General features: G+C 40.9%; 11 protein-coding genes and 1 other annotated feature. All 11 genes read left to right on the forward strand.

Annotated elements, in window-relative coordinates:
• Nucleotides 1-50 precede the first annotated feature (50 nt).
• The 11 genes from HMPREF9188_RS04600 (at nt 51) to HMPREF9188_RS04650 (ending at nt 13,718) form a co-directional block, all read left to right on the forward strand.
• Nucleotides 51-1,199 (forward strand): DUF1887 family protein, encoded by a 1,149-nt coding sequence (locus HMPREF9188_RS04600; protein ID WP_009730056.1) that lies wholly within the window; start codon nt 51-53, stop codon nt 1,197-1,199.
• Nucleotides 1,200-1,274: 75 nt separating this feature from the next.
• The gene (locus tag HMPREF9188_RS04605; RefSeq protein WP_009730057.1) at nt 1,275-2,231 is read left to right on the forward strand and encodes a competence protein CoiA; all 957 of its coding nucleotides are present in this window, start codon (nt 1,275-1,277) and stop codon (nt 2,229-2,231) included.
• Nucleotides 2,232-2,249: 18 nt separating this feature from the next.
• Nucleotides 2,250-4,052, forward strand: coding sequence for an oligoendopeptidase F (gene pepF / locus HMPREF9188_RS04610; RefSeq protein ID WP_009730058.1), 1,803 nt, complete (start codon nt 2,250-2,252; stop codon nt 4,050-4,052).
• 1 nt (nt 4,053) lies between these two features.
• Nucleotides 4,054-4,767, forward strand: coding sequence for an O-methyltransferase (locus HMPREF9188_RS04615; protein ID WP_009730059.1), 714 nt, complete (start codon nt 4,054-4,056; stop codon nt 4,765-4,767).
• A gap of 67 nt (nt 4,768-4,834) precedes the next feature.
• Nucleotides 4,835-5,776: a peptidylprolyl isomerase PrsA gene (gene prsA / locus HMPREF9188_RS04620; RefSeq protein WP_009730060.1), complete on the forward strand. Its 942-nt coding sequence runs from the start codon at nt 4,835-4,837 to the stop codon at nt 5,774-5,776.
• 187 nt (nt 5,777-5,963) lie between these two features.
• Nucleotides 5,964-7,187, forward strand: coding sequence for a cell division peptidoglycan polymerase FtsW (gene ftsW, locus HMPREF9188_RS04625; protein ID WP_009730061.1), 1,224 nt, complete (start codon nt 5,964-5,966; stop codon nt 7,185-7,187).
• Nucleotides 7,188-7,211: 24 nt separating this feature from the next.
• Entirely contained in the window at nt 7,212-9,908 is a 2,697-nt protein-coding gene (gene ppc, locus HMPREF9188_RS04630; protein WP_009730062.1) for a phosphoenolpyruvate carboxylase, read from the forward strand.
• Between the two features lie 96 nt (nt 9,909-10,004).
• Nucleotides 10,005-10,220: a binding site (T-box leader), on the forward strand.
• Between the two features lie 116 nt (nt 10,221-10,336).
• Entirely contained in the window at nt 10,337-11,332 is a 996-nt protein-coding gene (trpX, locus tag HMPREF9188_RS04635) for a tryptophan ABC transporter substrate-binding protein (RefSeq protein ID WP_009730063.1), read from the forward strand.
• Nucleotides 11,333-11,397: 65 nt separating this feature from the next.
• Nucleotides 11,398-12,264: an ABC transporter permease gene (locus tag HMPREF9188_RS04640; RefSeq protein ID WP_009730064.1), complete on the forward strand. Its 867-nt coding sequence runs from the start codon at nt 11,398-11,400 to the stop codon at nt 12,262-12,264.
• Nucleotides 12,261-13,019 carry an ABC transporter ATP-binding protein gene (locus tag HMPREF9188_RS04645; RefSeq protein ID WP_009730065.1) on the forward strand — a complete coding sequence of 253 codons (759 nt, stop codon included), beginning with the start codon at nt 12,261-12,263 and terminating at the stop codon, nt 13,017-13,019. The genes HMPREF9188_RS04640 and HMPREF9188_RS04645 overlap by 4 nt, the downstream gene beginning before the upstream one ends.
• A gap of 267 nt (nt 13,020-13,286) precedes the next feature.
• Nucleotides 13,287-13,718 carry a hypothetical protein gene (locus HMPREF9188_RS04650; RefSeq protein WP_000222726.1) on the forward strand — a complete coding sequence of 144 codons (432 nt, stop codon included), beginning with the start codon at nt 13,287-13,289 and terminating at the stop codon, nt 13,716-13,718.
• Nucleotides 13,719-13,781: the final 63 nt, after the last annotated feature.

Here is a 13,781-nt window from a genome sequence, read left to right on the forward strand (position 1 = left end):
TATTGCTGATACTCTCAGCGCAAGAAAGTCTTCATGATGGAGGTGGTCGAATGACGAGTCTTTTGGTGGAATTGTATGATCGGCATGTATTGGAAAAGAATGTCTACCAAGCCTTTATCAGTGATTGTGACGAGATTCTTTTTCTATCTTTGACAAAAATAAGCAATGAAGAGAGACTCTCTCTCCGTCAGTTTATCATGGAAGAGGTGCCTCATATCCAACGAGTGACCTTTCGTCAGTTATCCTTAGAACAACTAGCAAACCAGTTAGATTATTGCTTGGCCGAGTATGACCAGGTTCTTCTTGATGTTTTTGGTGGGGATTCGCTACTAGCCCTATCTCTCTATCAATATGGCTTGGATAGGGACCTCCCCATCGTTGCCATGGATGTCGAGCGAGGAAAACAATACAAGTGGATAGCCGGTCAGTTAGAAAAAGAAGACTTGGACATTCCAACCCTGAGCATCCAGCAGTTGATAGCCTTGCGTGGTGGAAAAATGCTCAAATCCAAACGCCCTATCCACTCAGTTCAGCAAATTGCAGCCATCAAAAAGCTAGCCAGCTCAGCCATTTCCAATCCTGCCCACTGGTATCAAGTGACCCAATTTTTCTCTCTAGCTAAGACTAATGACCTTCATGCTGAGACCGAAAAGATACTGGAAAACAACGGCAAGTATTATCACTATCCAGAATCCCTTATCCCCTTACTAGTGGAAGCAGGAATGCTTTGTATTGAAAGCGAAGACAAGAAACGAGTAGCATACAGCTTTCCAAGTCAAGAAGCTCAAGTCTTTTGCCGCAACAAGGGGCATATTTTAGAGGTATATCTCTATCTCTTGGCGCTTGAATCTCAGCTGTTTGATGAGTGCATGATAGGCGGTGAGATTGATTGGAATGGCATCTTTCCAGAGGCGGACAATGTTCAAAATGAGATTGATGTCATTCTGAGAAAAGGACGCTCGATTACCTTTATCTCCTGCAAGATGACAGATTTATCAGTTGAAGCCATCAATGAGCTAGAAGTCTACGCCAATCATTTTGCTGGGGAAAGTTGCCTCAAGTTAATTGTCTGTACGGGAAAAATCAATCCTGTTTATGCCAATCGCTGTCAGGAATACGGGGTGCTGGTCATTAGAAGTGAGCAGATTCCCAATCTCATTCCCATGCTAAAAAAATATTCTAAGAGACAAAAAAGATAAGAAATAGTATCATGAAAGGCTGGATTCCAGTCTTTTTTATTTCTTTTTCGAATAAATGAGAAAAGGAGGTAGATCATGTTTGTAGCCAGAGATGCCAAGGGGGATTTGGTGAATGCCCTCGAAAAAGATGTGACAAAGCAGCTTTACACCTGCCCAGCCTGTGGGGGCGGACTACGATTACGCCAAGGACAGAGTATTCGAACGCATTTTGCCCATAAAAGGTTAAGAGATTGCATCTCTATTTTTGAAAATGAAAGTCCAGAACACTTGGGAAATAAAGAGGCCCTTTATCACTGGGCCAAGAAGGGCAATCAGGTCGCCTTAGAATATAGTCTGCCCGAGATCCAGCAGGTTGCGGATGTTCTCGTCAATGGGAAACTAGCACTGGAGGTTCAGTGCAGTCCCTTGTCTCAAAAGCTTTTAGGCGATAGAAGCCAAGGATACCGCAGTCAGGGCTATCAGGTTATCTGGCTACTGGGAGAAAAACTCTGGTTAAAAGAGCGATTAACACAACTGCAAAGGGGATTTCTCTATTTTAGTCAAAATATGGGTTTCTATGTTTGGGAACTAGATCTCAAAAAGCAAGTTTTGAGACTTAAATACCTTTTACATCAGGACCTACGTGGCAAACTTCATTTTCAGGTCAAAGAATTTCCCTATGGAAAAGGAAATCTCTTGGAAATCCTACGATTCCCTTATCAAAAACAAAAACTATCTCGTTTTGCAGTTGTGCAAGATTCCACTATCTGTCACTACATTCGCCAGCAGTTGTACTACCAAACGCCCTACTGGATGAAGAAGCAGGAGGAAGCTTATTATCAAGGAGATAATCTATTAAACCGTCAACTAGACGACTGGTATCCCCAGGTCAGACCGATAGAATCAGGAGATTTTTTGCAGATTGAAACGGATTTGGCTAGCTATTATAGAAATTTTCAGGCTTACTATCAAAAAAATCCGAAAAATAATCGCCAAAAGCTCTATCCACCAGCCTTTTATCACTTATATTTCTCAAAAAATGTGGTAAAATAGAAAGGATGGAGGAATCTTATGGTATTACAACGACATGAAATAAATGAAAAAGATACATGGGATCTTTCGACAATCTACCCAACAGACCAGGCTTGGGAAGAAGCCTTGAAAGATTTAACTGAAAAAGTACAAACAGCATCTCAGTATGAGGGACATCTCTTGGACAGCGCAGACAGTTTGCTTGAGATCACAGAATTCTCACTCGACTTGGAACGCCAAGTTGAAAAGCTTTATGTCTATGCGCATATGAAAAATGACCAGGACACGCGTGAGGCCAAGTATCAAGAGTACTATGCTAAGGCAATGACCCTATACAGTCAGTTAGAACAAGCCTTTTCATTCTATGAACCTGAGTTTATGGAGATTGGCGAAGAGCAGTATGCGGCCTTCCTAGAAGCTCAACCAAAACTCCAAGTTTACAAGCACTTTTTTGACAAACTCTTGCAAAAGAAAGACCATGTTCTTTCGCAACGTGAGGAAGAATTACTTGCTGGAGCAGGAGAAATCTTTGGCGCTGCTAGTGAAACCTTCGCTATTTTGGACAATGCGGATATTAGCTTCCCATACGTGCTTGATGACGAAGGCAAGGAAGTGCAACTCTCACATGGTACTTACATCCGTTTGATGGAGTCTAAAAACCGTGAAGTGCGCCGTGGTGCCTATGAAGCTCTCTATGCGACTTACGAGCAATTCCAACACACTTATGCTAAGACCTTGCAGACAAATGTTAAGGTGCAAAACTACCGTGCCAAAGTTCGCAACTATAAGAGTGCTCGCCATGCAGCCCTCGCAGCAAACTTTGTTCCAGAAAGTGTTTATGACAATCTAGTAGCAGCAGTTCGCAAGCACTTGCCACTCTTGCATCGATACCTTAACCTGCGTTCTAAAATCTTGGGGATTTCAGATCTCAAGATGTATGATGTCTACACACCACTCTCGTCAGTAGATTATAGCTTTACCTATCAAGAAGCCTTGAAAAAGGCAGAAGAAGCTTTGGCAGTTTTAGGTGACGACTACTTGAGCCGTGTTAAACGTGCCTTCAGTGAACGTTGGATTGATGTCTATGAAAACCAAGGCAAGCGTTCTGGTGCCTACTCTGGCGGTTCTTATGATACCAATGCCTTTATGCTCCTCAACTGGCAGGACAATCTAGATAATCTCTTTACCCTTGTCCATGAAACAGGTCACAGTATGCACTCGAGCTATACTCGAGAAACACAACCTTATGTTTACGGAGATTATTCTATCTTCTTGGCGGAAATTGCCTCAACGACCAACGAAAATATCTTGACAGAGAAATTGTTGGAAGAAGTGGAAGACGACGCAACTCGCTTTGCTATTCTCAATAACTTCTTGGACGGTTTCCGTGGAACAGTCTTCCGTCAAACTCAATTCGCTGAGTTTGAACATGCCATTCACCAAGCAGACCAAAATGGAGAAGTCTTGACAAGTGATTTCCTCAATAAACTCTACGCCGACTTGAACCAAGAGTACTATGGACTCAGCAAGGAAGACAATCCTCAAATCCAATATGAATGGGCACGCATTCCTCACTTCTACTATAACTACTATGTGTATCAGTATTCAACAGGTTTTGCAGCTGCTTCAGCCTTGGCTGAGAAGATTGTCCATGGTAGCCAAGAAGACCGTGACCGCTATATCGACTACCTTAAGGCAGGTAAGTCAGACTATCCACTCAATGTTATGAGAAAAGCGGGAGTTGATATGGAAAAAGAAGACTATCTTAACGATGCTTTTGCCGTCTTTGAACGCCGCTTGAACGAGTTTGAAGCCCTTGTTGAAAAATTGGGACTAGCTTAAGATGGTAGAGTCTTATAGTAAAAATGCCAATCACAATATGCGACGTCCCGTCGTCAAGGAAGACATCGTAGAACTCATGCGCCAGCGTCAAAAACAGGTGACAGGCTCCTTGAAAGAATTGGAGACCTTCGCTCGCAAGGAAAATATCCCAATCATTCCTCATGAAACGGTCGCTTACTTTCGATTTCTCATGGAAAGTCTGCAGCCTAAGAATATTTTAGAAATTGGGACAGCTATCGGTTTTTCAGCTCTTTTGATGGCGGAGCATGCGCCAGATGCTAAGATTACAACCATTGACCGCAATCCTGAGATGATAGGCTTTGCCAAGGAAAACTTTGCCCAGTTTGACAGTCGTAAGCAAATCACCCTCTTAGAGGGAGATGCCGTAGATGTTTTGTCTAGCCTGACAGAAACTTATGACTTTGTCTTTATGGATTCGGCTAAGTCCAAGTACATCGTCTTTCTACCTGAAATCCTCAAACGACTTGAAGTTGGTGGAGTGGTTGTCTTGGATGATATTTTTCAAGGAGGAGATGTTGCCAAGGACATCATGGAAGTCCGCCGTGGTCAACGAACCATTTATCGTGGTTTGCAAAGACTTTTCGACGCAACTTTGGACAATCCAGGTCTAACAGCAACTCTAGTTCCTCTTGGTGATGGCATTCTCATGCTACGAAAAAATGTAGCAGATGTACAGCTACCTGATGAAAAATGATTTTCAGAAAAATTTAAGAAATTATAGTAAAATAGATAAAGTAACACTTACCGTAAAAGGAGTAAACATGAAGAAAAAACTTATGGCAGGAGCCATCACACTTTTATCAGTAGCAGCACTTGCAGCTTGTTCAAACAGTTCTGAAGGAAAAGATTTGATCAGCATGAAGGGTGATGTGATTACAGAACATCAATTCTTTGAAGAAGTAAAGAATAATCCAACTGCGCAACAAGTCTTGCTAAATATGACCATCCAAAAAGTATTCGAACAACAATATGGATCAGAGGTAACGGATAAAGATGTGGATGACGCCGTTGCTGAAGAACAAAAGAAATACGGTGATAGCTACAACAGCGTACTTCAACGGGCAGGTATGACACCTGAGACTCGTAAAGCTCAAATCCGTACTAGCAAATTGGTTGAATTGGCGGTTAAGAAGGCCGCTGAGAGCGAATTGACAGACGAAGCCTACCAAAAGGCTTTCGAAGCGTACACACCAGATGTAACTGCTCAAATCATCCGTATGGACAATGAAGACAAGGCAAAAGAAGTGCTTGAAAAAGCGAAAGCAGAAGGTGCAGATTTTGCTCAGTTGGCGAAAGACAACTCTAACGACGACAAAACAAAAGAAAATGGTGGAGAAATCACTTTTGACTCTGCTTCAACAGAACTTCCAGAACAAGTCAAAAAAGCAGCCTTTGCCTTGGATGTGAACGGTGTTTCTGATGTGATTACGGCTACTGGAACACAAGCCTACAGCAATCAATTCTACATCGTTAAAGTAACGAAGAAGACAGAAAAATCTTCTAACTTAGAGGATTACAAAGAAAAATTGAAGACCATCATTTTGACTCAAAAACAAAATGATTCAGCCTTTGTTCAAGGAGTAATTGGTAAAGAATTACAAGCTGCTAATATCAAAGTCAAAGATCAAGCCTTCCAAAACATCTTCACTCAATACATTGGTGGTGGTGACTCAAGCTCAAGCAGCAGCTCTTCATCTAACTAAGAAAGAAAAAAACAAATCTCAAAAGAGATTTGTTTTTTTATACCTGATACTAGAAAATAAGTAAAATTCGAAGGATTAAAGGATAATAGTTTTTTTCTTTCTGAAAAAGTGGTATAATAACAATCAAAACTAGAAAATAAAACGGAATTAGGGACAACCACCTCTGTTCCTATTAGAGTGGTGAAATATGAAAATTAGTAAAAGGCACCTACTAAACTATTCCATTTTGATTCCTTATTTTCTTCTGTCGATTTTGGGATTGATTGTAGTTTACTCGACAACGAGTGCAACCCTAATTGAAGAAGGAAAAAGCGCTTTTCAATTGGTACGTAACCAGGGGATTTTCTGGGTAGCTAGTTTGGTTTTGATTGCCTTAATCTATAAATTAAAATTAGGTTTCCTGAGAAATGGACGTCTCATTTTTATCGTGATGATTGTGGAGATAGTTCTTTTAGCCCTAGCGCGTCTGGTCGGAACACCTGTCAATGGAGCATACGGATGGATTTCTGTAGGACCTGTAACGATTCAGCCGGCTGAATACCTTAAGATTATCATCATCTGGTACTTGGCACATCGTTTTTCAAAACAGCAAGATGAGATTGCGGTTTATGATTTCCAGGTGTTGACCCAAAATCAATGGCTACCTCGAGCTTTTAACGATTGGCGTTTTGTTCTGCTGGTTCTGATTGGTAGCTTGGGGATTTTCCCCGACTTGGGAAATGCGACCATCTTGATCTTGGTGGCGCTCATTATGTACACTGTTAGTGGAATCGCCTATCGTTGGTTCTCGACTATTCTAGCTCTCTTGGCAGGGAGTTCAATTTTATTCTTATCTGTCATTCGTCTCGTTGGGGTTGAAAAATTTTCTCAGATACCGGTATTTGGTTACGTTGCTAAACGTTTTAGTGCCTTCTTTAATCCCTTTAATGACTTGGCGGGTGCAGGACACCAGCTTGCAAATTCCTACTATGCCATGGTTAATGGAGGCTGGTTCGGACTGGGATTAGGAAATTCTATCGAGAAACGTGGCTATCTGCCAGAAGCCCATACGGATTTCGTGTTTTCGATTGTTATCGAAGAGTTTGGATTCGTAGGAGCGAGTATGATTTTGGCTTTACTCTTCTTCTTAATTTTGCGAATCATCTTGGTTGGTATTCGAGCTAAGGATCCCTTTAACTCCATGGTTGCTATCGGTGTCGGAGGGATGATTCTTGTTCAGGTCTTTGTCAATATCGGTGGGATTTCTGGTTTGATTCCTTCTACAGGGGTAACCTTCCCCTTCCTTTCACAAGGTGGGAACAGTCTCCTGGTATTATCCGTGGCCATTGCCCTTGTATTAAATATCGATGCCAGCGAGAAACGTGCTAAACTCATTAGAGAATACGAATCTCAAACTGTTGAAGGTCTGTAAGGATTGTATGGAAAGGAAAAATATATGTCTCTTCAGAAATTAGAAAACTATAGTAATAAAGCCGTCATACAAGAAGAAGTCTTGATTTTGACTGAGCTGCTAGAAGATATCACAAAAAATATGCTAGCGCCAGAGACCTTTGAGAAAATCATGCAGTTGAAGGAATTATCAACAAATGAAAACTATCAAGGGCTCAATGAACTGGTGACTAGCCTTTCCAATGAAGAAATGATTTACATTTCTCGTTATTTCTCTATCCTTCCACTCTTGATTAATATATCTGAGGATGTGGACTTAGCCTATAAAATTAACCACCAGAACAATGTGGACCAAGACTATCTAGGGAAATTGTCTACAACCATAAAGATGGTAGCTGAAAAAGAAAATGCAGCTGAAATTTTAGAAAAGTTAAATGTCGTTCCTGTCTTGACCGCCCATCCAACGCAAGTACAACGCAAGAGTATGCTGGACTTGACCAACCATATCCATACGCTCTTGCGCAAGTACCGTGATGTCAAACTAGGCTTGATTAATAAAGAAAAATGGAACATGGATCTCCGTCGTTACATTGAAATTATCATGCAAACAGACATGATTCGTGAGAAGAAGTTGAAAGTAACTAACGAAATCACCAACGTGATGGAGTACTATCAAAGTTCATTCCTGAATGCTGTTCCGCGTTTGACGGCTGAATATAAGAAACTAGCTAAAGAACAAGGAATTGAGCTCCAACATCCAAAACCAATTACTATGGGGATGTGGATTGGAGGAGACCGCGATGGAAATCCTTTCGTAACAGCGGAAACCCTCAACAAATCAGCCTTGACTCAGTGCGAAGTCATCATGAACTACTACGATGAAAAGATTTATAATCTTTATCGTGAATTTTCGCTTTCAACCAGTATCGTGAATGTCAGTGATAAGGTCCGCAAGATGGCGCTTAAGTCACAAGATAACTCCATTTATCGCGAAAAAGAACTCTATCGTCGTGCCCTTTTTGATATCCAAGCTAAGATGCAGGCAACTAAGGCTTATTTAATTGAAGACAAGGATCTTCAGCCTAGATATGCTACTGCAGATGAATTCTATCAAGATTTGTTGGCCATTCGTGATTCTCTCCTTGAGAACAAGGGGGAATACCTGATCTCAGGAGAATTCGTCGAGTTAATGCAAGCCGTTGAAATCTTTGGCTTCTACCTTGCTTCTATCGACATGCGCCAAGACTCTAGCGTCCATGAAGCCTGTGTGGCTGAATTGTTAGCATCTGCTGGCATCAACGACCACTATAGCGATCTCTCTGAAGACGAAAAATGCGCTCTCCTCCTAAAAGAGTTGGAAGAAGATCCTCGTATCCTATCAGCAACTCATGCTGAAAAGTCAGAACTGCTTGAGAAGGAATTGTCTATCTTCAAAACTGCTCGCAAGTTGAAGGATAAACTGGGTGAAAATGTCATTCGCCAAACCATCATCTCTCACGCGACAAGTGTATCTGATATGCTAGAGCTAGCCATCATGCTCAAGGAAGTGGGCTTGGTTGATGCTCAAAAAGCGCGCGTTCAGATTGTTCCCCTCTTTGAAACGATTGAGGACTTGGATCACTCGGAAGAAACCATGAGAAGATATTTCTCTCTTCCATTGGCTAAAAAATGGATTGCTTCAAAAGATAACTATCAGGAAATCATGCTCGGTTACTCTGACAGTAACAAGGATGGTGGTTACTTGTCCTCTTGTTGGACCCTTTACAAGGCACAACAACAACTGACTGCTATCGGGGATGAATTTGGCGTTAAGGTCACTTTCTTCCATGGTCGTGGGGGTACTGTCGGTCGTGGTGGTGGACCAACCTATGAAGCCATTACATCTCAACCGCTCAAGTCTATCAAGGACCGTATCCGTTTGACTGAGCAAGGAGAAGTGATCGGAAACAAATACGGAAACAAAGACGCTGCTTATTACAACCTTGAAATGTTGGTTTCAGCAGCCATTAACCGTATGATTACCAAGAAGAAGAGCGATACCAACACGTCAAATCGTTATGAAGCTGTTATGGATCAAGTGGTGGACCGTAGCTACGATATCTACCGTGATTTGGTCTTTGGAAATGAACATTTCTATGACTATTTCTTCGAGTCAAGCCCAATCAAGGCTATTTCAAGCTTTAATATCGGTTCGCGTCCAGCAGCTCGTAAGACCATTACAGAAATCGGTGGCCTACGTGCCATCCCTTGGGTCTTTTCATGGTCACAAAGTCGTGTCATGTTCCCTGGATGGTACGGAGTGGGATCAAGCTTTAAAGAGTTTATTGATCAAGATCCAAAGAATATTGAGTTTCTTCGTGACATGTACCAAAACTGGCCTTTCTTCCAATCTTTACTTTCCAATGTAGACATGGTTTTGTCCAAGTCTAACATGAACATTGCTTTTGAATATGCCAAGCTCTGTGAAGATGAAGAAGTGCAAGCTATCTACTACACTATTTTAGATGAATGGCAGTTGACTAAGGACGTTATTTTAGCTATCGAAGGTTATGACGAACTCTTGGCAGAAAACTCTTACCTAAAAGACAGCCTAAACTATCGTATGCCTTACTTTAATATCCTTAACTACATCCAGTTGGAGTTGATCAAACGTCAACGTCGCGGCGAATTGTCAGCTGACGAAGAAAAACTAATCCATACAACTATTAACGGAATTGCGACCGGTTTGCGTAATTCAGGCTGATATTCTACAAACTTCCTCTTTTTACTAGGGGAAGTTTTTGAATTGTTTAAAAAATTCTAAAAATAATCTTGACAAGTAGTTGAAAAATGGTATAATTTAAACATTCAGAAAGTAATCATGCTCATTTTTAAGAGAGTCTGTGGTTGGTGGAAGCAGATAGATGAAAGTGATGAAATTGGGCTGAATCTTATTAAGAATTTGAAATCATAAAAATTCGGTGAGCACACCTTACAGTGCAACTCGTTATTGCGAGAAAGAGCGATAGGGATATTCCCTATAATTGAGGTGGTACCGCGCATCGACGTCCTCACACAAGTTTTTTGTGTGAGGATTTTTTTATGGGAGGAAAGATTATGAAATTTAAACGATGGCGTCGCTTGTTTTGAGTGAAAAGAGTATTATACAAGTGATTTAAAAGGAGAAAGAATATGAAAAATAAACGTTTAATTGGAATCATCGCTGGATTAGCAGTATTGGTGGTGGCTAGTTTGATTTATTCATCAATGAACAAGCCAGCAGCTAAGGAAGAGCAAAAGGTTGCTAAGGTTGGGGTCCTTCAATTTGTTAGTCACCCATCTTTGGACTTGATTTACCAAGGGATTCGAGATGGACTAGCTGAAGAAGGATATAAGGACGACCAGGTAAAAATTGACTTTATGAACTCTGAAGGTGATCAGAGCAAGGTTGCAACCATGAGTAAACAATTGGTAGCAAATGGAAACGATGTAGTTGTTGGGATTGCGACACCAGCTGCTCAAGGACTCGCTAGTGCTACAAAAGACCTACCTGTTATCATGGCTGCTATTACAGACCCAATCGGTGCTAACTTGGTCAAAGATTTGAAAAAACCAGGTGGCAACATCACAGGGGTATCAGACCACAACCCCGCTGAACAGCAAGTGGAATTGATTAAAACTTTGACACCAAATGTCAAAACAATCGGCGCTCTTTACTCAAGTAGCGAAGATAACTCAAAAACACAGGTAGAAGAATTCAAGGCTTATGCTGAAAAAGCAGGTTTGACAGTCGAAACATTTGCTGTTCCATCAACAAATGAAATTGCTTCAACAGTCAATGTTATGACAAGCAAGGTCGATGCGATTTGGGTTCCAATTGACAACACCATCGCATCCGCATTTTCAACAGTTGTTTCAAGTAACCAAACAGCTAAAAAGCCAATCTACCCAAGTGCCACTGCCATGGTAGAAGCAGGTGGATTAGCATCTGTAGTAGTTGACCAACACGATCTTGGTGTGGCTACTGGTAAGATGATTGCTAAAGTTTTGAAAGGTGAAAAACCAGCTGATACGCCAGTCAATGTCTTTTCAACTGGTAAGTCAGTGATTAACAAAAAACTAGCGCAGGAACTTGGTATCACCATTCCTGAGTCCGTTCTAAAAGAAGCAGGACAAGTGATTGAATAAAGATAAAGGAGGAGTTGGGGACATCTCCTCCCATTTTTACTAAAGAAAGAAATGAGTGAAAGATTATGATAGTATCCATTATTTCTCAGGGGATGGTCTGGGCGATTCTAGGTTTGGGAATCTTTATGACTTTCCGAATTTTGAATTTTCCAGATATGACTACTGAAGGTTCTTTTCCTCTTGGGGGAGCAGTAGTTGTAACCTTGATAACGCAGGGAGTCAATCCATTTTTAGCGACCTTAGCTGCAGTAGGAGCGGGCTGTCTAGCTGGAATGGCGACGGGACTCTTATATACTAAAGGGAACATTCCAACCCTTTTATCAGGAATTTTAGTAATGACTTCTTGCCATTCCATCATGCTCATGATTATGGGACGTGCCAATCTGGGGCTTCTTGGAACCAAGCAAATTCAGGATGTCTTGCCTTTTGATTCAGACCTTAACCAACTCCTGACCGGATTAATCTTTGTAGCTCTTGTTATTGGCCTTATGCTCTTTTTCCTTGATACCAAACTAGGTCAAGCCTACATCGCCACAGGTGACAATCCTGATATGGCTCGTAGCTTTGGTATCAATACGGGACGAATGGAACTCATGGGCTTGGTTCTCTCAAATGGGATTATCGCGCTTGCAGGAGCCTTAATTGCTCAACAAGAAGGATATGCAGATGTTTCTCGAGGAATCGGTGTGATTGTCGTAGGGCTTGCTAGCTTGATTATTGGTGAGGTTTTGTTCAAGAGTTTAACCTTGGCAGAGCGACTCATGACCATCGTTGTTGGGTCTATTGCTTATCAATTCCTCGTTTGGGGAGTGATTGCTCTTGGATTTAATACAAGTTATCTTCGTTTGTACAGCGCCTTGATTTTGGCGGTTTGCCTTATGATTCCAACCTTCAAAAGCAAATACCTGAAAGGAGTCAAGTTTAGCAAATGACAGCAATTGTAGAATTAAAAAATGCTACCAAAGTCATCACGAATGGCTTTGATGAGGAAAAAATCATTCTGAATGATGTTTCTCTTGAAATTTTCGAACATGATTTCATTACTATTCTAGGTGGAAATGGAGCAGGGAAGTCAACGCTTTTTAACACTATTGCAGGTACCTTACCTTTAACAAGTGGAAGTATTCGTATCATGGGCGAGGACGTGACGCATTTTTCACCTGAAAAGCGGGCTAAGTATTTGTCTCGTGTCTTTCAGGATCCTAAGATGGGTACGGCTCCCCGTATGACAGTGGCGGAAAATCTCTTAATTGCCAAGTTTCGTGGTGAGAAGAGAGGACTCTTTCCTAGAAGGCTATCAAGTCATAGAAAAGAATTTCAGGCTACCATTGAAAAAGTGGGGAATGGCCTTGAAAAGCACCTAGATACTCCGATTGAGTTTCTATCAGGTGGACAACGTCAGGCCTTGAGTCTCTTGATGGCAACCTTGAAGCGACCAGAGTTGCTCTTGTTGGATGAACACACAGCAGCTCTTGACCCAAAAACAAGTGTGGCCTTGATGGAATTAACAGATGACTTTGTCAGCAAGGATCATCTGACAGCCTTGATGATTACTCACCATATGGAAGATGCACTGAAGTATGGAAATCGTCTGATAGTCATGAAAGAAGGTCGAATCATCCAAGACCTCAATAAAGAAGAAAAAGCTAAGATGAAAATTTCAGACTACTATCAACTGTTTGAATAGGAGACGGCAGGAACTTCCTGAGACTATATAAAATCAAAACTTAGAAACACGCAGATGTTTCTAGTTTTTTTAGTGACATAATTAGATCGATTGGTGCACTTGTCCAAGTTGCTTCATTTTATAGTATAATAAGTATTAGCATGGAGTATAAATACAAGATTATTCCTAGCCTTTTAAGAAAATATCAAAATCAAGGATATCTAGGATAATAATAAGTCATTCACAGTGAAAAAATTAAATAAAACATATTGTTTATGGAGGTAAAAAATGACTTACACACAAGAAGATTTTCAGGAATGGATTTTCCAGATTGAATTTAAAATGGATTATTTTACTAAGGATTTTGCCCAAGAGCAAAATTTAATCTTGGACTATAGCATGCAGTCCTTGGATGATTTGGAGGCTTGGATTTTGGCTCATTACGAAAATCACCATGTCTTGATAGAGGATAAAAAACTCTTGGATTATTTAACAGTCTATATCGGAGAAACCTTCCGCAAGCACTTAGGTGGCAAGTGGTTCATTGACCTAAAGAATAAAAAGAATGCTTATTATTCCATGCCTGTGTTGGTTGATCCTTCCTATCGAGGAGAAGTATATATAGCACCCATGACTTTTGCAACGGCTTGTATCAGCAGAAAAGATGGACAATATATTAGCAGAATACTGAAAAATAATCTTCAAGAACAAGTAAAATAAAAGTAACTTATGAGCAATCTTACAAGAAAATAAAAGGATAAGTTGGAGGAGTTAAGGAGAAGA

The organism is Streptococcus sp. F0441, assembly GCF_000314775.2.
Classification (GTDB): Bacteria; Bacillota; Bacilli; order Lactobacillales; family Streptococcaceae; genus Streptococcus.

What these genes read in the sequence shown, in the direction of transcription:
- HMPREF9188_RS04615 (WP_009730059.1), top strand. Translation starts at nt 4,054, where the DNA reads ATGGTAGAGTCTTATAGTAAAAATGCCAATCACAATATGCGACGTCCC.
- pepF (WP_009730058.1), top strand. Translation starts at nt 2,250, where the DNA reads ATGGTATTACAACGACATGAAATAAATGAAAAAGATACATGGGATCTT.
- ppc (WP_009730062.1), top strand. Translation starts at nt 7,212, where the DNA reads ATGTCTCTTCAGAAATTAGAAAACTATAGTAATAAAGCCGTCATACAA.
- HMPREF9188_RS04605 (WP_009730057.1), top strand. Translation starts at nt 1,275, where the DNA reads ATGTTTGTAGCCAGAGATGCCAAGGGGGATTTGGTGAATGCCCTCGAA.
- HMPREF9188_RS04645 (WP_009730065.1), top strand. Translation starts at nt 12,261, where the DNA reads ATGACAGCAATTGTAGAATTAAAAAATGCTACCAAAGTCATCACGAAT.
- HMPREF9188_RS04650 (WP_000222726.1), top strand. Translation starts at nt 13,287, where the DNA reads ATGACTTACACACAAGAAGATTTTCAGGAATGGATTTTCCAGATTGAA.
- ftsW (WP_009730061.1), top strand. Translation starts at nt 5,964, where the DNA reads ATGAAAATTAGTAAAAGGCACCTACTAAACTATTCCATTTTGATTCCT.
- HMPREF9188_RS04640 (WP_009730064.1), top strand. Translation starts at nt 11,398, where the DNA reads ATGATAGTATCCATTATTTCTCAGGGGATGGTCTGGGCGATTCTAGGT.
- HMPREF9188_RS04600 (WP_009730056.1), top strand. Translation starts at nt 51, where the DNA reads ATGACGAGTCTTTTGGTGGAATTGTATGATCGGCATGTATTGGAAAAG.
- trpX (WP_009730063.1), top strand. Translation starts at nt 10,337, where the DNA reads ATGAAAAATAAACGTTTAATTGGAATCATCGCTGGATTAGCAGTATTG.
- prsA (WP_009730060.1), top strand. Translation starts at nt 4,835, where the DNA reads ATGAAGAAAAAACTTATGGCAGGAGCCATCACACTTTTATCAGTAGCA.